18 protein-coding genes and 1 pseudogene are annotated in these 18,579 nt (G+C 63.3%); 10 read left to right on the top strand and 9 right to left on the bottom strand.

Going from position 1 to position 18,579, the window contains the following annotated elements:
- Together A7X12_RS09975 and A7X12_RS09980 are read left to right on the top strand one after the other, a co-directional pair.
- Positions 1-566, top strand: a 566-nt coding sequence (locus A7X12_RS09975; protein WP_157105556.1) for a zinc-binding dehydrogenase, incomplete at its 5' end; no start/stop codon positions are given.
- Between the two features lie 392 nt (positions 567-958).
- Entirely contained in the window at positions 959-3,619 is a 2,661-nt protein-coding gene (locus tag A7X12_RS09980; RefSeq protein ID WP_232318445.1) for an excinuclease ABC subunit UvrA, read from the top strand.
- A 354-nt stretch (positions 3,620-3,973) separates the two neighbouring features.
- Here A7X12_RS09980 and A7X12_RS09985 read toward each other — a convergent pair whose 3' ends face one another.
- The 7 genes from A7X12_RS09985 to A7X12_RS10010 all read right to left on the bottom strand — a co-directional run bounded on the left by A7X12_RS09985 (position 3,974) and on the right by A7X12_RS10010 (position 8,425).
- Positions 3,974-4,543 (bottom strand): type 1 glutamine amidotransferase domain-containing protein, encoded by a 570-nt coding sequence (locus A7X12_RS09985; protein WP_064311491.1) that lies wholly within the window; start codon positions 4,541-4,543, stop codon positions 3,974-3,976.
- Positions 4,544-4,574: 31 nt separating this feature from the next.
- Positions 4,575-5,714, bottom strand: a complete 1,140-nt coding sequence (locus A7X12_RS09990) for a glutathione-independent formaldehyde dehydrogenase (RefSeq protein ID WP_064311492.1) — start codon at positions 5,712-5,714, stop codon at positions 4,575-4,577.
- Positions 5,715-6,176: 462 nt separating this feature from the next.
- On the bottom strand, positions 6,177-6,470 hold the full coding sequence (locus tag A7X12_RS09995; protein ID WP_062106251.1) for a putative quinol monooxygenase: 294 nt from the start codon (positions 6,468-6,470) through the stop codon (positions 6,177-6,179).
- 111 nt (positions 6,471-6,581) lie between these two features.
- Positions 6,582-7,322 carry an SDR family oxidoreductase gene (locus A7X12_RS10000; RefSeq protein ID WP_064311493.1) on the bottom strand — a complete coding sequence of 247 codons (741 nt, stop codon included), beginning with the start codon at positions 7,320-7,322 and terminating at the stop codon, positions 6,582-6,584.
- Positions 7,323-7,375: 53 nt separating this feature from the next.
- The gene (locus tag A7X12_RS25490; RefSeq protein WP_157105557.1) at positions 7,376-7,516 is read right to left on the bottom strand and encodes a hypothetical protein; all 141 of its coding nucleotides are present in this window, start codon (positions 7,514-7,516) and stop codon (positions 7,376-7,378) included.
- 10 nt (positions 7,517-7,526) lie between these two features.
- Entirely contained in the window at positions 7,527-7,823 is a 297-nt protein-coding gene (locus tag A7X12_RS10005; RefSeq protein WP_064311494.1) for a putative quinol monooxygenase, read from the bottom strand.
- Positions 7,824-7,894: 71 nt separating this feature from the next.
- Positions 7,895-8,425 (bottom strand): hypothetical protein, encoded by a 531-nt coding sequence (locus tag A7X12_RS10010; RefSeq protein WP_232318446.1) that lies wholly within the window; start codon positions 8,423-8,425, stop codon positions 7,895-7,897.
- Positions 8,426-8,801: 376 nt separating this feature from the next.
- Here A7X12_RS10010 and A7X12_RS10015 point away from each other — a divergent pair, with 376 nt between their 5' ends.
- Both A7X12_RS10015 and A7X12_RS10020 read left to right on the top strand, forming a co-directional pair.
- Complete coding sequence (locus tag A7X12_RS10015) at positions 8,802-9,737, top strand: LysR family transcriptional regulator (protein WP_064311495.1); 936 nt, start codon at positions 8,802-8,804, stop codon at positions 9,735-9,737.
- Between the two features lie 123 nt (positions 9,738-9,860).
- Positions 9,861-10,130: pseudogene (locus A7X12_RS10020) on the top strand (Tn3 family transposase); the annotation flags it as partial.
- Here A7X12_RS10020 and A7X12_RS10025 read toward each other — a convergent pair.
- Positions 10,130-10,738 (bottom strand): nucleotidyl transferase AbiEii/AbiGii toxin family protein, encoded by a 609-nt coding sequence (locus A7X12_RS10025; protein WP_232318447.1) that lies wholly within the window; start codon positions 10,736-10,738, stop codon positions 10,130-10,132. The pseudogene A7X12_RS10020 and the gene A7X12_RS10025 sit on opposite strands and share 1 nt — an antisense overlap.
- Positions 10,731-11,324, bottom strand: coding sequence for a DUF6088 family protein (locus A7X12_RS10030; protein WP_064311497.1), 594 nt, complete (start codon positions 11,322-11,324; stop codon positions 10,731-10,733). Before A7X12_RS10030 ends, A7X12_RS10025 begins: the two co-directional genes overlap by 8 nt.
- A 242-nt stretch (positions 11,325-11,566) precedes the next feature.
- On the opposite strand from A7X12_RS10030, the gene A7X12_RS10035 reads away from it, so the two are divergent.
- The 6 genes from A7X12_RS10035 to A7X12_RS10060 all read left to right on the top strand — a co-directional run bounded on the left by A7X12_RS10035 (position 11,567) and on the right by A7X12_RS10060 (position 18,568).
- Positions 11,567-12,529 carry an ArdC family protein gene (locus A7X12_RS10035; RefSeq protein WP_064311498.1) on the top strand — a complete coding sequence of 321 codons (963 nt, stop codon included), beginning with the start codon at positions 11,567-11,569 and terminating at the stop codon, positions 12,527-12,529.
- 161 nt (positions 12,530-12,690) lie between these two features.
- Entirely contained in the window at positions 12,691-14,799 is a 2,109-nt protein-coding gene (locus A7X12_RS10040; protein ID WP_064311499.1) for a ParB/RepB/Spo0J family partition protein, read from the top strand.
- A 99-nt stretch (positions 14,800-14,898) separates the two neighbouring features.
- Positions 14,899-15,315, top strand: a complete 417-nt coding sequence (locus A7X12_RS10045) for a hypothetical protein (protein WP_064311500.1) — start codon at positions 14,899-14,901, stop codon at positions 15,313-15,315.
- Entirely contained in the window at positions 15,312-15,578 is a 267-nt protein-coding gene (locus tag A7X12_RS10050) for a DUF6117 family protein (protein WP_064311501.1), read from the top strand. Before A7X12_RS10045 ends, A7X12_RS10050 begins: the two co-directional genes overlap by 4 nt.
- Positions 15,579-15,702: 124 nt before the next feature.
- Entirely contained in the window at positions 15,703-15,870 is a 168-nt protein-coding gene (locus A7X12_RS26205; protein ID WP_232318448.1) for a hypothetical protein, read from the top strand.
- A 157-nt stretch (positions 15,871-16,027) separates the two neighbouring features.
- A complete protein-coding gene (locus A7X12_RS10060) occupies positions 16,028-18,568 on the top strand; it encodes a strawberry notch family protein (protein WP_232318449.1) in 2,541 nt (846 codons plus the stop codon).
- Positions 18,569-18,579: the final 11 nt, after the last annotated feature.

Below are 18,579 nucleotides of genomic sequence, written 5' to 3' on the forward strand. Positions count from 1 at the left end.
CCAAGGTCCAGCCCGGAGACTCGGTCGCCGTGTTCGGCCTCGGCGGCATCGGCCTCGCGGCGATTCAGGGTGCGCGCCAGGCGAAGGCGGGTCGCATCATCGCCATCGACACCAATCCGTCCAAGTTCGAGCTGGCACGCCAGTTCGGTGCGACCGAGTGCATCAACCCCAAGGACCATGACAAGCCCATCCAGCAAGTGCTGATCGAGATGACGGGCTGGGGCATCGATCATACCTTCGAGTGCATCGGCAACGTCCACGTCATGCGCGCCGCGCTCGAATCAGCGCACCGTGGCTGGGGTCAGTCGATCGTGATTGGCGTTGCCGGCGCGGGCGAGGAAATCTCCGCCCGCCCATTCCAGCTCGTCACGGGCCGCGTATGGAAGGGGTCCGCTTTCGGTGGCGTCAAGGGACGGACACAGCTCCCCGGCATGGTCGAGGACGCGATGAGAGGCGATATCGATCTGGCCCCGTTCGTTACCCACACCATGGGTTTGGAGGAGATCAACGAGGCGTTCGACCTGATGCACGAAGGCAAGTCGATCCGCACGGTCATTCACTACTGACCCGCCGATCCGAAGCGGCGCGAGGCGCTCGGATCGACAACTCGGCCGTCATCATGGCCCGACCCTGGCCATGATGAAGCGCGCTCTGGCAAATGGGCAACGCGTCGCGATGCGGTAACAAGCGCCGAAGTGCGGTCGTTACATGCCGATAGCGGCACGGACCAGGGCCGCCTGGCCCAGGCGCTTACCAGCGGAGTGTGTGTGGCCTCGTCGCGACCCAACGGGAAAATGGTTTTGTCGTAACCTTTGTCTAATGCTGGAAAAGTATTTCAAAGGTGCCGAACATCGGGCCAGCCTGGCCGTTGGATGTATTGAGTCGGAAATGCATTCATCTGTTACCCCGACCGTAATGAACCACAGGCCGCACGGGCGGATATGGCAGGAAGACTGAATTGAAGAGCAAGGATATTCACGCGACGACGCCGGCCACCGATCATGGGCATACGGGGCCGCCCGCTTGCGTGCAGGTTCGCGGCGCGCGCCAGAATAACCTCAAAAATATTGACGTCGATGTACCGCGCGACGCCTTCGTGGTGTTCACCGGCATATCGGGCTCGGGCAAGTCATCGCTCGCGTTCGGCACCCTTTATGCCGAAGCGCAGCGGCGTTATCTGGAATCGGTTGCGCCCTATGCCCGTCGCCTGATCGACCAGGCCGGCGTGCCGGAGGTCGACGCGATCGACGGTTTGCCGCCTGCGGTCGCGTTGCAGCAGCAGCGCGGCTCGGCCAACGCGCGATCCTCGGTCGGCAGCGTGACGACGCTCTCCAGCCTGGTGCGGATGCTCTATTCGCGCGTCGGCGAATATCCGCGCCATCAACCCATGCTCTATGCGGAGGATTTCTCCCCCAACACGGTCGCGGGGGCTTGCGCGACCTGCCACGGCATCGGGCGCGTATATGACGCGACCGAAGAGACGATGGTTCCTGACGACAGCCTCACCATTCGCGATCGGGCGATCGCCGCCTGGCCGACCGCCTGGCATGGCCAGAACCTGAGGGATATCCTCGTTTCGCTCGGCTATGACGTCGACACGCCGTGGCGGGACTTGCCGAAAAAGGATCGCGACTGGATCCTCTTCACTGACGAGGCGCCGACGGTGCCGGTCTATGCGGGCCTGACGCCTGAACAGACTCGGAAGGCCCTCAAGGGCCGCATGGAGCCGAGCTACCAGGGCACCTTCACCGGCGCGCGCCGCTATGTGCTGGAAACCTTCGCCAACACAAAAAGCGCGCTAATGAAGAAGCGCGTCTCGCAATATATTATCGGCCGCGATTGCCCGACCTGCGACGGCAAGCGCCTGAAGCGCGAAGCCCTGTCGGTTAAATTCGCCGGCCTCGACATTGCCGAGTTCGGCGACCTGACGGTGCTCAAGCTGAAGGACTTGCTGATGCCCGTCGCGCATGGCGAATATGGGGCAGTCTCCGACACCTCAAAGAGCCATGTTCTGGAAAAAGCGGCCCGCGATGCAGCGGTCGAACAGCGGGTTGCCGCGGGCGGCTCTGCGCACAAGAGCGCGCCCGACGTGCGCCGCACGCCGAACCTCTCAGACGAGAAGCGGATCGCCGCCCAACGCCTTGCCTGCGAATTGATCGAGCGGCTCGAGCCGCTGATCGATCTTGGCCTCGGCTACATTTCGCTCGACCGCAGCACGCCGACGCTCTCCTCCGGAGAGCTGCAGCGCTTGCGGCTTGCCACCCAATTGTCGTCACAGCTTTTCGGCGTGGTCTATGTGCTTGACGAGCCTTCAGCAGGGTTGCACCCGGCAGATGGCGAAGCCTTGCTCACTATCCTCGAACGTCTCAAGGCGGCGGGTAACTCCCTGTTCGTCGTCGAACATGATCTCGACGTAATCCGCCACGCCGAATGGCTCGTCGATGTTGGGCCAGGAGCCGGGGAAAAGGGCGGTGAAGTCCTCTACAGCGGGCCGATAGAGGGGCTTGCCGACGTCGAGACTTCGATCACCCGCCGCTACCTGTTCGCGGAGCCGCTCCGCAGTGGGCGCACACCGCGCGACCCCGAGGCATGGCTACGCCTGGGAGGGATCAGGCGTAACAATCTTCAAGGTCTCGACGTCGAGTTTCCCATCGGCTGCTTCACCGCTGTCACCGGCGTTTCGGGATCGGGCAAATCCAGTCTTGTCAGTCAGGCGCTGCCCGAGCTCCTAACGGAACACTTCGGCGGCTCCGCCGTGGCCGAGGAGGCGGATATCGATCCGCTGCTCGATCGTGCTCAGAACGATACTGAAGGACGCATTATCGCAGGCATGGAGCATGTTCGCAGGCTGGTGCGGGTCGATCAGAAACCGATCGGCCGCACGCCGCGCTCGAACCTATCCACCTACAGCGGCATGTTCGATCATGTGCGAAGGATCTTCGCTGATACGCCGCTCGCCCGCCGGCGGCACTATAGCCCGGGAAGGTTCTCGTTCAACGTCGCGCAAGGCCGCTGCCCTGTGTGCGAGGGCGAGGGATACGTTATGGTGGAGCTGCTATTCCTGCCGAGCGTTTTTGCGCCGTGCTCGACCTGTCATGGCTCTCGCTACAACCCGCAAACGCTCGAAGTCGAATGGAACGGGCGCAATATTGCCCAGGTGCTCGAACTGACGGTCGACGATGCGTGCGATTTCTTCGCTGGCGAGGCATCCGTGATGCGCTCCCTCGATGTAATGCGGGAGATCGGTCTTGGCTATCTGAGGCTCGGACAGCCGGCGACCGAGCTGTCTGGCGGGGAAGCGCAGCGCATCAAGCTGGCGGCTGAACTGCAACGCGCTCAACGCGGCAACACGATCTACATCCTCGACGAGCCAACTTCGGGGCTTCACCCCTCCGATGCGGACCGGCTGATGCAACATCTGCAGGGCCTCGTCGACGCCGGCAATACGGTTGTAGTCGTAGAACATGACATGCGCGCCATCACACAGGCGGACTGGATCATCGATCTGGGACCGGGGGCCGGGGAAGATGGTGGCCGTATCGTTGCCAGCGGCGTCCCTGGCGTCGTTGCGGAAGCGGAAGGCAGTCTCACCGCCCCCTATCTTAAAGCGGCGCTGTAGGTCGTGAACCTAGCCGGTATCCAGGTCGCAAGACCAGCAGAGCTAGTGTGGTGGCGGTCGGTCGGCTGGGACCGCCCGGTAACGGTCGGGAGGCCACGAGGCGACCGAACCTGGAGTCGACTATGTGAAAGAACCCGGACGCTACAATGGGTCAAGCCTAGAAGCCTATCAGAGCCGCCGAGGAGTTCACCGCGGCTGACGCGACTTAACGTTTGACTGCTCGTCCGGCGCGCCGTGTTCGTCTGATACGCGGCGTAGCGGATGACCATCATCAGCGGCCATCCGCTACGCCTGTCTCGCGTGGACCTTCTTCCGTGAGCGGGCCTCAAATGGTTTGCCGAGGCCGCCCCGTCTTTACTTGCCGGCTGCGAGCCCAGCGCTCACGCCTGCCGCGACTTCCTCTATGAGTTTGGCACAGAAGGCGGGTAAATCATTGGGGTCGCGGCTTGTGACAAGGCCGTTGTCGACTACGACTTCGTCATTGACCCATGTACCGCCGGCGTTCTCGATATCGACCTTCAGCGTTGGGTAGGACGTCAAGGAACGCCCCTTAAGCACGTCAGCCTCAATCGATGTCCAAGGTGCATGGCATATAGCCGCAACCGGTTTTTTTTGATCGAAGAAAGCCCGGATGAAACCAATTGCCTCGACGCTGCCGCGCAGCTTGTCGGCACCGACAGTCCCCCCGGGCACAACAAGTCCGTCGAAATCGTCGGCTTTGACCTCGGAAAACGTCTTGTCGATAGTGTAGCTGCCGCCCTCGTCAAGATCGCTATTGACTGTGCGAGCCTTGCCCGGTTCAAAACTGACCACGGTCACTTTGCCACCAGCCTCCTCGATAGCTTGCTTGGGCTTCGAGAATTCTGGCTCTTCCGTCCCGCGGGGCGCGATCAGAACGGCAACTGATTTGCCTTCTAACGTCATAATCTATTCCCTATTCCGTTGAAGACTACGGTCAGGTGGTCGGCTTAAGCACGACCTTTGTCCATCCATCATCGCGCGCATCGAAATGCTTGTAGGCGTCTGGCGCCTGATCGAGCGGCAGTCGGTGCGAGATGATTTGAGCAGGATTGGCCCGGCCATGCTTAATGAGGTTCATCAGCCGCCGGTTATAATGCTTTACATTACATTGCCCGGTGCCGATCTTCTGCCCCTTGAACCAAAAGTTGCCGAAGTCGAACGCAATCTTGCCTTCCTTCTGGAGATCGTCTGGCGCATTCGGGTCTTCCGGAATGAACACGCCGACGACGCCGATGCCGCCGGTGGCCTTCGTGCTTTTGACGAGGCAGTTCATCGTGTAATTGCTGCGCTCCTTGCCGTGGCGATCGCAGCACTGGTATCCGACCGCCTCGACCCCGCGGTCGGTCCCGAGGCCGCCGGTTGCATCTAGGATTTGCTGGGCGGGATCGCCCTTGCGCATGTCGATCGGGATGGCGCCGATCGCCTCGGCCAGCTTCAGGCGATCATCGTGGGAATCGACCACGAAGATCTGAGCGGCACCGCGGATTTCGGCTGAGTGCGCGGCCATCAAACCGACCGGACCAGCTCCGTAGATCGCGATGCTTTCGCCGGGCAAGAAACCCGACAACTCGACGCCATGCCAACCCGTCGGAAAGATGTCGGAGAGCATGACATAGTCATCCTCCTTCTCCTCAGCGTCCTCGGGCAGCTTCAGGCAATTGAAGTCGGCATAAGGTACGCGCATCATCTCGGCCTGACCGCCTTGCCACGGCCCCATCTCGGCAAAGCCATACGCTGCGCCGGCGGTTCCAGGATTGGTCGTGAGGCAAAAACCCGTCAGACCGCGTTCGCAATTTTCGCAGAACCCGCAACCGACGTTGAACGGCATGCAGACGCGATCGCCCCTCTTGATACGATCTACGGCAGCGCCGACTTCGATGACCTCGCCAAGGTTTTCGTGACCGAAGACCCTGCCCTTCTCAAAGCTGGTACGGCCCTCGTACATGTGAAGGTCGGACCCGCAAATGTTGGTCGTGGTCAGCCGGATGATAACATCGGTCGGCTTTTCGATCTTGGGATCATCGATGGTATTGACGGAAACGTCTTTGGGCCCGTTGTACACGACAGCTTTCACGGATCTTCTCCTTTTGTAGCTCTGCTCTGGGCGTCATCAAATCGAGAGCTTGCTGATGATCCCGACCAGCGCAAAGGCGCATAGCATCGCATCTTTCCAACCGATGTCTGTCTCCTAAACCGCCTGATGCCTGAGCGGTTCCTTCCCGTTCGGCAGTTCTCGGATCGATTTACGGCGGCTTTTCGATTGCCTGGGCCAGGACGATCTAAAAAAGCGGCAGATTGATGACCTCAAGAAGTTCCTGCGAAACCAACGGCGCCATGATAACGCAACACATCAACGCCGACTTATCAGCAGCAGCATCAAAAGGCAGGATAAGCGCAAAAGACAAGGCCATCCACTATCGCGGATGGCCTGTCGTATTCTTCTATTTAGTTCCAGAGCCGGCCGGGCCGTCCATTCCCGACGGCAGGCGACCCTAACCGTGCAGTCGTACGGCAGCCTGGTGTGCCGACCGCTCCGCTATTTCGCGGCCAGCAGGGTGAACTTGTGAATCTGCGGCGGTTCCGAGAACAGTTCTTCCGCCTTCTCCATCAGCGCGGCGGCAACCTTGCCGTCAAGATGGGCCTGCCGATCCTCCTCTGTGTCGAACGTATCGAAGATCGCGTACGCACCGGGACCTTCCTCGATCGCATACCAGGTCAGAGTGCCCGGCTCGGCTTGAACGAGCGGCAATGCCGAGGTCAGGAAATTGGCGACATCGCTCTCTTTACCGGGTTTGGCCTTCAGTGGCACGTACAGCGCGAGTTTGGGCATTATCGACTCCTCAAGTTAAACGGACAGATATCATTCGGCAGAGTAACGGACGAGCGGGCCGGTACGTTCCCCATGAGGCGGAGCACACGCGGCCCCGCCTCCTCGTCGAAATCAGAACTGCTGTGCGGTCGGCCGGATGACGATCGCGTTGACGTCAACGTCATCAGGTTGTTCGACAGCGAACGCGATAGCACGCGCCACCGATGCCGCTGGGATGGCCTGCTTGTAGAAGTCGAGCACCGTCTCGGCTGCCGTGCCAGACGTCGTGAACTTCAAATCGCTTTCGACGGCTCCGGGCTCGATCGACGTGACACGGACCTTTTCACCCACCTCGTGGCGCAAGCCCTCGCTGATCGCGCTGACCGCGAACTTGGTACCGGAGTAGACCGTGCCGCCTGGTGCGAAGACCTTGATGCCGGCGACCGAGCTCAGGTTGATGATGTGGCCGCTGCCCTGCTCGAGAAAGCCGGGAAGGGCCGCCGCGATGCCGTAGAGCGTACCCTTCAGATTGACGTCGATCATCTGGTCCCACTCGTCGGTGTTGACCTCGGCCATCGGACGGATCGGCATCAGCCCTGCGTTGTTGATCAGCACGTCGAGGCGGCCGAAGTCGGCAATGATTGCGGCGACGACGGACTGGACCGCCGCCTTGTCGGTGACGTCGAGCGCGTAGCTACGTGCCGTGCCGCCGTTTGCGGCGATGTCCGCGACGACCTCGTCGAGCTTGTCCTTGCGCCGCGCGGCGATGGCCACCTTTGCGCCGCGTTCCGCGAGAAGCCGCGCGGTTTCTGCGCCGATGCCGGTGCTGCCGCCGGTAATGAGAATGACCTTGCCTTCGATACCCTGGGTCATGACTGTATTCCTTCAAGTCAGTTGTTGATTTTTCGCCGGATCGCGGTTCCGCCTCAGCGGTAACCGCGTGGATGAATGAGGCCCAAGAGTCCCACGCGGAGTGCAGGTGCCAACAGGCCGATCATCCGCAACTCCTCTCTGTAGAACGGTTGTGCCAGCAGCGCCGTACCCACCCATTCTTCAGGCTTGCCCATGGCACCACCCTCAGGTCGCCGAGACGGGGTTGAGGACGAACGCGGCGCGCTCGGCCAGATCGCCGATCTGAGAGAGATAGTTCTGGAAGTGGGGCGTCTCGCGGTGGGCGGCGACCGCATCCGCGTCCGCGTACAGCTCGTCGAGCACGAAACGGTTCGGATCGCTCTGGTCCTGCCAGAGATCGTAGCGCAAATTGCCCGGTTCGGCACGGCTCGGCTTTAGCATGGCGTCGAGCAGAGCGCGCAGGCGGTCGACGGTATCCGCACGGGCGGTAAGGACGGCGACGATCTTCACGTTGGCGGTCATGGCACCGTTCCTTGTCTTGGCTATATCCGAGGGAGGGCGCACCCTGAGCGCCCCGCCGGTCATCCTCGTACTTACGCAGCGGCGCGATCGAGGGCTTCGATCAACGCGTCGGCCATGGCCCGGTCCGATGCCGGATTCTGACCCGTGATCAGCTCCCGGTCCACGACGACATTCGAAGCGAAGTTCCTGTCGGTGACAGAGACGTCGCCACCGGCCGACCGCAGCGCCTTTTCCATGTCGAAGTAGAGCTCGCCCTCCAGCACTTGCTCCTCAGCAATCTTCTCCTCGCTCGCCGAAAAGACTGTCATGCGGTAGCCCGCGTAGATCCAGTCTCGCGCCAGGTCGGCCGCCCCGGCGTCATCGCCTTCCTCCAGCGCCTTGCGGAAGGCCGGAGCATCCTCGAGCGCGGCGACAACGACCACCGGTCCGTGGCAGAGGAGCGCGGTCGGCTTGGCCGCTGCGTGGAAGTGACGGAGGATCGTGCCCGCATCGCGGTCCACCATGAGGTCGACGATGGGCGCGTGACCTCCCGGCACGAACACGCCAGCAAAGCCGTCCAGACCCTCGTCGACGACCGATTTCAGCGTACGCACGTCGTTCATCGCCGGGTGGCTGGCAAAAAAGTCCTTGGCGCGCTGGAATGCCGTCTCATCGCCGCCAAAATGATCAACCGAAACGGAGACGGCGTCGATGTGCGGCTTGGCCCCATTGGGCGTGGCGAGAACAATATCATAGCCGGCGTCGAGCAGAGCCAGCGCGGGACCGCCGTCTCGTTGAGATACTGACCGACCGTCGCGGTACCGCCGCCACGCAGACCGATCTGCGTCGCGTTCGATCCAAGAACGAGAACCTGACCCTTGCTCATCTGAACCTCCATGTTCGCGGCGTCGATCACCGATGGACGCTAAATGGGCCTCGTTGACATATTCTAGAAGTTTATCTTTTTGATTTCAGATATAACGCTAACAGGATGACTGTATGCGCTACGATCTGAACCTGCTGCCGATCTTCGTCGCGTTGATGGAGGAGCGCAGCGTCACGCGGGCCGCCGAGCGCATGGGCATGACACAGCCCGCCCTGTCTAACGCCCTATCGCGTCTACGACTGATGCTTCAGGACCAGCTGTTCGTCCGCGAGCGCTACGGCATCCAGCCGACCCCGATCGCGCTAGAACTCTCACCGCTAATCGCCGAGGCACTCGCCCAGCTCGACGACGCGGTCCTCGGTCAGCAGGCCTTCGACCCCGCACAGGCCGAACGGCTCTTCACGATCGCGCCAAACGGCTATGTCGAGTTCGTCCTCGTCCCCGCTATCGTGGCGCGCCTGGAGAAGGTCGCCCCCGGCATAAAGCTTCGTCTGACGCCCTTCGGCAACGATCTTGTGGAAACAGGCGTCGTGTCGGGCACGACGGCGCTCGTGCTGGGCCGCATCGTCGATCCGCCCGACAACCTCGTCGTCCAGCACCTGATGGACGAAGGGCTCGCCTGCGCCGTCCGCGCCGACCATCCGGGCGTCGGCGATGCCATGACGCGCGAGCAGTTCGAGACGATGAAGCATGTCAACATCGTGCCGCCCGGACGGATGCGCGCCGGTTTGTTTCAGGCGCTGGCGCAGAAGCAGCTGAAGCGCGACGTCGCGATCTCCGTGACAAACTTCTTCGCGGTAGCCGAGATGGTGGCCGTGACCGACTATTGCGCCACCTTGCCCTCGCTCATCTGCAGGCGGCTGATGCACGACCCCCGGCTGAAGATCCTGCCGGCTCCGGTCGACCTTGGCAGCTTTCCCGTGGAAATGGCTTGGCACGTCCGCTATCGGCATGATCCCGCACACCGCTGGTTACGGGCGCTGATCGGCGCGGTCATCACCGACCTCAAGGGGAAGACGGCAGCGGCAGCCACGCCGTCGCCAGCCTGAGGGACGCTGTCGGACCGGCGACGTCGGTTGGCTTCCGTAAGCGCCCTTAAAGGCTGAGGTTCCGCTTGCGCATTTCCACCGACGCCATCTCACGAAGCGGCATCGGCTCACCGCGGGCGAAGAGATACCGGCGGCGCATCCGATCATGTGTTCGGCCTCATGCCATTCTTCGGCTACCCCTTCGCGACGCGCCTGCGCGGTCCGAGGGGCCGGCGTCTGCATCTGCTGCCGGGCCAGGAAGCGCGGCTGCTGCTGGCCGGCATGAGCGGCGATCCGGTCGCAATCGGACATGTTGCCGCCCATTGGGACGAACTGCTGCGTCTCACTATCTCGGTCCGCAGCGGCACAGCCACCGCATCGGCGATGCTGCGCAGATTGTCCGCTTACCCACGTTAGAATGGACTGGCGCTGTCGGGATTAACAGGCCATCGATGAAGGCCTGAGGCATCGCAGACCACGTCGCGCAGATTGGCCGGCTCGCCCGTCGACCGCGCGCCGAACTCCAGCATCACACTGGGGGCGACATAGCCCGATCCGGTTGAGGTCGGTTCGTAGTCGATAAACAGCCGATCACCTTCGACGCGGATCGTCGCAGCCAGACCTTCCGTTGCCAGGGCGTCGGCGATCACTGGCTGCCCGACAGCGCCAACCCGTTCTGGTAGCCGGCGACGAACCTCGCTGGACCAGCGATTTTCCTCGCTTCGCGTTTTCGGCAGGCCTTCGCCATTGTCCCCGACCAGGTCGGGCGCGATGGCCCGAATGTCGTAGGTCAGATCCACATTCTCCGAAAACCGATGGATGACCTGATAGGCTTTCGACAGCGATGTGCCGCCCTTGAACACCAGATGCTCACCAAGCGGCGCCGAGTAGAGCGTGCTCAACGCCCACACCACCCAGACGTCCTTTTCGAGCAGATGCGCGTGCCGCCCCGAACGATCCGCCGCGACGCCAAGGGCGTCGCGGCGATCCTGAGCCGAGAGGAGCAGGAAGGTTTCAGCCATAGGCCGCCTTCCCGACACTCTGCGCCAACCATGTCGGAAGCTGCGGCGCGGCCGCCACCAATTCGCCAAATGCGCTGGGCGGCAGCTTTCGCTTCAATGTCCTGAGCGCAGTTTCGGCTTTCTCCGGGCCGAGCCAGGCCAAGGCCCGGACGGCCTCTCCCGCCGGCCGGTTGGCCAGAGCCAATTGCCAGCCCGGGGCATGGCGCAATTCCACGACCTGCTTGCCGAGATTCATCTTCCGGCTGCGTCCAGAAGTCAGATAGACCGAGCGAACCGGCACCTGTGTCGTCAGGCCAAGGGCGTTTGCGGCCGCCGCACCGTTCGAGACAATGGTCTCGCCACGCTGGCTGGCAAGGGCCTCCAAAGCCTGTTCGACCGACGGCGCGCGCGTCCCGAACCGACTGGCGACGGGGCGGAGATAGACACCGCGCCCAGCCCGGATGAGTTGCTCGCGCTCGGCTAGACGCGACAAGGCCTGGTCCACTGCGGCGCGATTGCCGAGATGGAGCAGCCCCTTAGCGGACACAGAAGCGCCCTCGGGCAAACCCGCCATATGCGACAGAATCTGTTCGGTCAGCCGTGTCATTGTCTTTCTCCTGTCAGGAACATACGCAGTTTTCTGACAGTTTTCAAGGAAAGCGCCTTCGGTGCGGAAAAGCACGGACAAGGGGGAAAGCCTTCCCCTGCGGTCGAGCCAAAGGGTCTCGCCCGACCCCTTCTGCGGGGAGATCCCCGCAATGCCCCCATAGAGCGAGAGTGCGGACGGGTTTCCCGTGACGGGTTGAGGGCTGGAGAAGAGGTTTCCGGCGCCCGTCGCGGAGAACCGCGATGTTCAGCAAAAACCACAGTGCCCGCGCCAGTTCAGGCCGGGCGAGCCTCTATGACGACATCACCGACAAAATCATCGCCGAGCTTGAGGCGGGCCATGCGCCCTGGGTCCAGCCATGGGGATCGGCCGCGGCCAAGGCGCCGCTCGCCATGCCCCGCAACGCTGCGACCGGACGGCACTATTCCGGCATCAACGTGCTCATCCTCTGGGGGGCGGTGATCCAGCACGGCTTCCCCGGCCAGAGTTGGCTCACCTTCCGCCAGGCACTGTCGCTGGGCGGCAATGTCCGCAAGGGTGAGCACGGCACGACCGTCGTCTATGCCGACCGCTTCACGCCGGAGGACCAGAAGCGCCGAGCCCGCGAGACCGGCGAGGACGCCGCCGCGATTCCGTTCCTCAAGCGCTTCACCGTCTTCAACGCCGCGCAATGCGACGGCCTGCCGGACAACATCGCCGCCATCGCTCCACCGCCCCCACCCGGCCTCATCGAGCCGCGCGTCGAGGCTCTGATCGAAGCGACGGGCATCGATTTCCGCATCGGCGGCGATCGCGCCTTCTATGTGCCGGCGCACGACTATGTGCAGGTGCCGCCGCCGCAGGCCTATTTCGAGCCGATCAACTGGCACCGCACGGCCCTGCACGAACTCGGGCACGCCAGCGGCCATGCCTCCCGACTTGGTCGCGACCTGACCGGCGGCTTCGGCATGAAGAAATACGCCTTCGAGGAGTTGGTGGCCGAGATCAACGCCGCTTTCTGCTGCGCGTCCCTCGGCATCGAGCCGACCGTCCGCCACGCTGATTATATCGGCGCCTGGCTGGAGGTCCTGCGCGAGGACAATCGCGCCATCGTCCGCGCCGCCTCTCAGGCGAGCAAGGCGGCCGATTGGCTGCTCGGCTTCCTGCCCGACGCCGATCTCGGCCCGGACGACACCATGGCCGGCGACGAACGGCAGGCGGCGTGATCGAATATGAGTTCCGGAAAGGCGGGAAAGCGGGTCTCCGGCTTCACGCCTTTCCGCTTCTGCGGCGCTGCCCTTCTTAGAGTGAGAGGGCGCCGCTTCGCTTCGTGACGGGTTGGAGGTCGAGAGAGAGTCTCCCGGCCGCCCGTCGCGGAGTAACGAACATGGCGAGTGCCATCCAGAAGATCACCCTGTCGTCGGCGCGCGACATCCCCTTCAACAAGCTGGTGCTGAGCCAGTCCAACGTCCGCCGCGTCAAGGCCGGCGTCTCAATAGAGGAAATGGCCGAGTCCATCGCCCGGCGCGGCCTCATCCAGAGCCTCCATGTCCGTCCCGTCCTTGACGCCGATGGCGCGGAGACCGGAATGTTCGAAGTGCCTGCCGGCGGTCGCCGCTATCGCGCACTCGAACTGCTCGTGAAGCAGAAGCGTTTGGCCAAGACGGCGACGGTGCCCTGCGTCATCGGCGACGCCAACAGCGACATCCTCGTCGACGAAGTATCGCTGGTCGAGAACATGGAACGCGCACCGCTCCATCCGCTCGACCAGTTCCGCGCCTTTCAGGCCATGTGCGACAAGGGCATGGCCGAGGAGGCCATCGCGGCTGCCTTCTTCGTCAGCGTCACCGTGGTGAAGCAGCGCCTGCGCCTAACCTCCGTCTCGCCGACCCTGCTCGAAATCTATGCCGATGACGGCATGACGCTCGAACAGCTCATGGCCTTCACCGTCAGCCCCGACCATGCCCGTCAGGAGCAGGTCTGGGACGCGATCAAGGATAGCTGGCAGAAGGAGCCCTATCAGATCCGGCGGATGCTGACCGAGACCGCGGTTCGCGCCTCGGACAAGCGGGCCGTCTTGGTCGGTGTCGATGCCTACGAGGCCGCAGGCGGCGTCGTGCTGCGCGATCTGTTCCAGTCCGACGACGGCGGTTGGCTGCAAGACCCGGCCCTGCTCGACCGTATGGTGGCGGAGAAGCTGAAAACCGCCGCCGATCAGATCGCCGAGGAAGGCTGGAAGTGGATCGAGGTCGCCGTGACCTTCCCCTATGGACACGATCATGGCCTTCGTGAATGCGCTGGAAAGACTGTTGACCTGACCAAGGAGGAACGTGCGACTCGCGAGGCGCTGCGCGAGGAATATGACCGGATCGAAGCGGAATATTCTGAGGTCGAGGAGTTGCCTGACGAGATCGACGAGCGTCTCGGCGAGATCGAACAGGCCCTGGACGCCTTTGAGAATCGCCCGGTCAGCTACGATCCGGCCGAAATCGCGATCGCCGGCGCCTTTGTCAGCCTCGACGCCAATGGATCGCTGTCGATCGACCGCGGCTATGTCCGCGCTGAGGATGAGCCCCAGGCCGAACCCGATGGTGAGGCAACCGAAGGCGACCAACCGGATAAACCAGCCGTCCAGCGTGCGGTCATCACCATCGGCGGCAAGCCCGCCGAACCCGAGGACGACGAGGAGGATGGCATCAAGCCACTTCCCGAACGTCTCGTGATCGAGCTGACTGCCCATCGCACGCTGGCGCTGCGCAACGCGCTGGCAGAAAATCCGCATGTCGCCATGACCATATTGTTGCATAAGCTTCTCAGCGACACCTTCATCCGAACCAACCCGACCGGCTGCCTTGAGGCCAATGTCCGCCACATCTTCTTCTCCGCTCAGTCGGAGGAACTTAAGGACAGCCCATCGGCGCAGGCGCTCAACGATCGCCACGAACGCTGGGGGGATCATATCCCTGCCGACGATCAAGCTCTCTGGGACTGGCTGACTCACCTTGATGACGGCACGCGTATGGAACTACTGGCGCTTTGCGTCAGCTACGGCGTCAATGCACTGTTCGAGCGTCCGAACCCCTATTCCGGCTCGGGCGTCAGCCAGCACGGTCTCGACGTGCGTCTGGCCCAAGCCGACAGGATAGCGCGCGAGACTGGTCTCGACATGGTGGCCGCAGGCTGGAAGCCCACAGTTGGCAACTATCTCGGCCGCGTGACCAAGCCCCGCATTCTCGAGGCCGTCCGTGAGGGCGCCGGCGAGCGGGCCGCCCAGTTCATCGAGCACCTGAAAAAGGGTGACATGGCCAAGGAAGCCGAACGCCTTCTGGAGGAAACCGGTTGGCTGCCCGAACCGCTGCGTATGGCGTCCCTCAATGGCGATCAACCCAGCCCGGATAACGAGGCCGACGCTGCAGAAGACACGGCGCTGCCGGACTTCCTCACCGAAGACGGCGAGGTCGAGGATAAAATCCAGCACGCCATCGCGGCCGAATAGCGCGGGGAGCGCGGGCGACTCCATTCGTCCCGCGCGTCCCATCCCGATCTTCCATCCGCCCGGCCATCGCGCCGGGCATTTTCGTTTCAGGAGCCTGTCATGGCCGACTATTTCACTCACTTTTCGTGCCTTCTCGACGTCGGCACACCCGAAAATGCTGCCCGCGCGCTCGACCTCTACAACCGCTTGTCCGAGGCTGGCGCGTCGGAGGACCCGCCCTCTGAGGGCTTTCTTCTCTCGATCCAGCCCGAGCATGGCGGTACTCAGCTTTGGATGCACGACGACGTCACCGGCGATCCCGAACGGCTGATCCAGTTTGTGAAGCGCTGCGCCACGGAGTTCGGCCTGACCGGCCGCTGGGGTTTCCAATATGCCAACACCTGCTCGAAGCCCCGGCTCGATGCCTTCGGCGGTGGCGCGCATGTCCTCGATCTTGCCACCGGGAAGACCATAGACTGGATCTATACTGATGGTTGGCTCGACAAGACTGTCTCCGATGCGGGAGACCGGATATGAGCATCCCCTCCTTCGCCCGAACTAATTTTGAGACCCTGCTCCGCGCCGCAGGTGACGGCAACCTCGCGCTCATGGAATGCCTCGACGCCATGACCGGCACTCCACGTTACGTCATCTGCGCGGTGGGCCGAGACGACCGCGATTTCGTCTTCACACCCTTCGGCCATCTAGCAGACGGCGATCCCTACGACGCCTATCTGCCGCCCGATCCTGGCGATCCTGACGGTTTCGTTCACCCCGACGCATCGGGAAAAGCACCATGATGGACATTGACGCCATCTCCGCCGCCGATCACGAGCGCCCCCCTCTGAACGGTCGCTCCCTTGGCCAGAGAGCAGAGACGGCATCACCGTCATCATCGAGCCCAAACATCGTTGGGCCAGCGACATGCGGGCATTCCGGGCCAAGACCCGTGAATATTGCGCCTATGCTGATTGGACCGCGAACGGCGCACGCGCGCGGTTCTTCGGGCACGTCCACACGAGCGGCGATGATCTGATCCGCAAGGCGCGCGCGCTCATCGCCAGCGAGATCGTGGACGAACACTGGGCCTGACACCTCAAAGCGTCCCGCCACTCGGCCGGGGCGCTTTTTCATGCCGGCCGCGAAAAGTGCTTCGAGAGTGAGAGGGCATCCGGGACGGGTCGAGTCCGGGCGGTCGAGAGAGAGCGCCGGCCAGGCTTGTTCCTTCCGCTCTCCCGAGTTTCCTCCCATGAACATTCTGCCTCCCGTGGCCCTTTCGGCCGCGCCCGTCACCCGTGCGTCCTCGATCCTCGACGTTGCAAAGCAGCTTATCGATCATCTCGAACGTGGTCAGCGCATCGACGCCACGATCCTCCGTGCAGCGATGGAAGCGGCCTTCGGCGCGTCCGACACCAGCGGCGCCTGGGACTGGAAGGCGGCCTATGAGGCCTGCGAGGTCGCGACAGTCCTCTTCCTGCGTAAATACGGAAAGGCGCTTTTCCGCAAAGCCGCATCTCCGGCTGCACGTTTCTCCGCTCTTTCAAAGATCGCCGGGCTCCTGCCGACGCATACCCGGCGCTCGGAAGAATCGCAGGCGCTCCAGCAGTTCTCGACGCCGGTGCCACTCGGCCTTGCCGCCGTGGCGGCCGCCTCCATTGCTGCTGGCGACATCGTGCTGGAGCCGTCGGCTGGCACCGGCCTGCTCGCCATCCTGTCCGAGATATCAGGCGGAACGCTCCTCCTTAACGAGTTGGCCGAAACCCGCGCCGATCTGCTCGCTGCGCTGTTTCCGGACGTTGCCGTCACGCGCTTCGACGCGGCCCAGATCGACGATCACCTCGCGCCGGACGCCACCCCCACAATCGTGCTGATGAACCCGCCATTCTCCGTCATGGCGAACGTCTCCGGCCGCGTGGCCGACGCCGCCTATCGCCATGTCGCTTCAGCACTGGCCCGGCTTGCCGATGGCGGGCGGCTGGTGGCGATCACCGGCGCCAACTTCAGCCCCGACCACCCGGCTTGGGCAGCGGCCTTCGTCCGGCTTCAGGAGCGTGGCCGCGTCGTCTTCACCGCAGCCGTGGACGGCTCGGTCTATGCCAAGCACGGCACGACCATCGACACGCGGCTGACGGTCATCGACAAGCTGTCGGCCGACGATCGTTCGGCATTTCCCCCTTCGCCAGGCATCGCACCCGACGTCTCCACGCTGCTCGGCTGGATCGCGACACAGGTTCCGCCGCGTCCGACTGCAACCCTGCCGCCAGTGAAAACCTCGGCGTCCGCCGCGTCGCCCCGCACCATTCGCGGATACCGCGCCCGTACCACTGCCGCGCCCGCCAAGCCCACGTCCATCGAGCCGGAAGGCGTCGAACTCGCCTATGAAACCATGGAATGGACACCCGCCGAAGACGGCCGGATCACCGACGCGATCTATGAAGAATATGGATTGCATGCGATCCGTATTCCCGGGGCGCAGGCCCATCCGACCAAGCTTGTGCAATCCGTCGCGATGGCCTCGGTCGCGCCGCCCAGGCCGAGCTACCGGCCCCGGCTGCCTGCAAACATCGTCCCGGATGGCCTGCTCTCTGACGCCCAGCTCGAAACCGTTATCTACGCTGGCGAGGCGCATGCCGACTTCCTCGCCGGTTCGTGGACGCTCGACGAGACTTTCGACGTCGTCTCGTCAGCGCCCGACGACGCGCCGAACTCTGTGCGCTTCCGCCGCGGCTTCATGCTCGGCGACGGGACCGGCGCCGGCAAGGGCCGCCAGTCGGCCGGCATCATCCTCGACAACTGGATGCAAGGCCGCCGCAAGGCGGTGTGGATCTCCAAATCCGACAAGCTGCTGGAGGACGCGCAGCGCGACTGGTCGGCGCTCGGCATGGAGCGCCTGCTGGTCACGCCGCTGTCGCGCTTTCCGCAGGGCAAGGACATCACACTCTCGGAAGCCGTCCTATTCACCACCTATGCCACGCTACGGTCCGACGATCGCGGCGAGAAGCTTTCCCGCGTCAAGCAGATCGTCGAATGGTTGGGCTCCGACTTCGATGGAGTGATCATTTTCGACGAGAGCCACGCCATGCAGAACGCCGCTGGTGGAAAGGGCGAACGCGGCGATGTCGCCGCCTCCCAGCAGGGTCGTGCGGGCCTTCGGCTCCAGCACGCCCTGCCGAATGCGCGCGTCGTCTATGTCTCGGCAACCGGCGCGACCACCGTCCACAACCTCGCCTACGCCCAGCGCCTCGGTCTCTGGGGCGGCGAAGACTTCCCGTTCTCGACCCGCGCCGAATTCGTCGAAGCGATCGAAGATGGCGGCGTCGCGGCCATGGAGGTGCTGGCCCGCGACCTGCGATCGCTCGGCCTCTACACGGCCCGGTCGCTCTCCTATGACGGCGTCGAATACGAGTTGGTCGAGCATCAGCTCACCCCCGAGCAGACCGGCATCTACGACGCCTATGCCGGGGCCTTCGCCGTCATCCATAACAATCTCGACGCGGCGATGCAGGCCGCCAATATCACCGGCGACGGCGGCACGCTGAACCGGCAGGCCAAGTCAGCCGCCCGCTCAGCCTTCGAATCCGCCAAGCAGCGCTTCTTCGGCCATCTGCTGACCTCAATGAAGACGCCGACCCTGATCCGCTCGATCGAGCAGGACCTGGTCGACGGCCATGCCGCCGTGATCCAGATCGTGTCGACCGGCGAAGCCCTGATGGAGCGCCGTCTCGCGGAGATCCCCACCGAGGAATGGAATGACGTCCGGGTGGACATCACCCCGCGCGAGTTCCTGTAATGTTGAGCTCA

Source organism: Sphingomonas sp. TDK1, from assembly GCF_001650735.1.
In the GTDB taxonomy this organism is placed as follows: domain Bacteria; phylum Pseudomonadota; class Alphaproteobacteria; order Sphingomonadales; family Sphingomonadaceae; genus Sphingomonas.

Bases quoted from the DNA above. Each gene is read 5' to 3' on its own strand.
- A7X12_RS10035 (WP_064311498.1), top strand. From the start codon at position 11,567: ATGTTCAGCAAAAACCACAGTGCCCGCGCCAGTTCAGGCCGGGCGAGC.
- A7X12_RS25490 (WP_157105557.1), bottom strand. From the start codon at position 7,516: ATGGGCAAGCCTGAAGAATGGGTGGGTACGGCGCTGCTGGCACAACCG.
- A7X12_RS10000 (WP_064311493.1), bottom strand. From the start codon at position 7,322: ATGACCCAGGGTATCGAAGGCAAGGTCATTCTCATTACCGGCGGCAGC.
- A7X12_RS10030 (WP_064311497.1), bottom strand. From the start codon at position 11,324: ATGACACGGCTGACCGAACAGATTCTGTCGCATATGGCGGGTTTGCCC.
- A7X12_RS26205 (WP_232318448.1), top strand. From the start codon at position 15,703: ATGCGGGCATTCCGGGCCAAGACCCGTGAATATTGCGCCTATGCTGAT.
- A7X12_RS10010 (WP_232318446.1), bottom strand. From the start codon at position 8,425: ATGAACGACGTGCGTACGCTGAAATCGGTCGTCGACGAGGGTCTGGAC.
- A7X12_RS10015 (WP_064311495.1), top strand. From the start codon at position 8,802: ATGCGCTACGATCTGAACCTGCTGCCGATCTTCGTCGCGTTGATGGAG.
- A7X12_RS10050 (WP_064311501.1), top strand. From the start codon at position 15,312: ATGAGCATCCCCTCCTTCGCCCGAACTAATTTTGAGACCCTGCTCCGC.
- A7X12_RS10040 (WP_064311499.1), top strand. From the start codon at position 12,691: ATGGCGAGTGCCATCCAGAAGATCACCCTGTCGTCGGCGCGCGACATC.
- A7X12_RS10045 (WP_064311500.1), top strand. From the start codon at position 14,899: ATGGCCGACTATTTCACTCACTTTTCGTGCCTTCTCGACGTCGGCACA.
- A7X12_RS09995 (WP_062106251.1), bottom strand. From the start codon at position 6,470: ATGCCCAAACTCGCGCTGTACGTGCCACTGAAGGCCAAACCCGGTAAA.
- A7X12_RS10005 (WP_064311494.1), bottom strand. From the start codon at position 7,823: ATGACCGCCAACGTGAAGATCGTCGCCGTCCTTACCGCCCGTGCGGAT.
- A7X12_RS10060 (WP_232318449.1), top strand. From the start codon at position 16,028: ATGAACATTCTGCCTCCCGTGGCCCTTTCGGCCGCGCCCGTCACCCGT.
- A7X12_RS10025 (WP_232318447.1), bottom strand. From the start codon at position 10,738: ATGGCTGAAACCTTCCTGCTCCTCTCGGCTCAGGATCGCCGCGACGCC.
- A7X12_RS09985 (WP_064311491.1), bottom strand. From the start codon at position 4,543: ATGACGTTAGAAGGCAAATCAGTTGCCGTTCTGATCGCGCCCCGCGGG.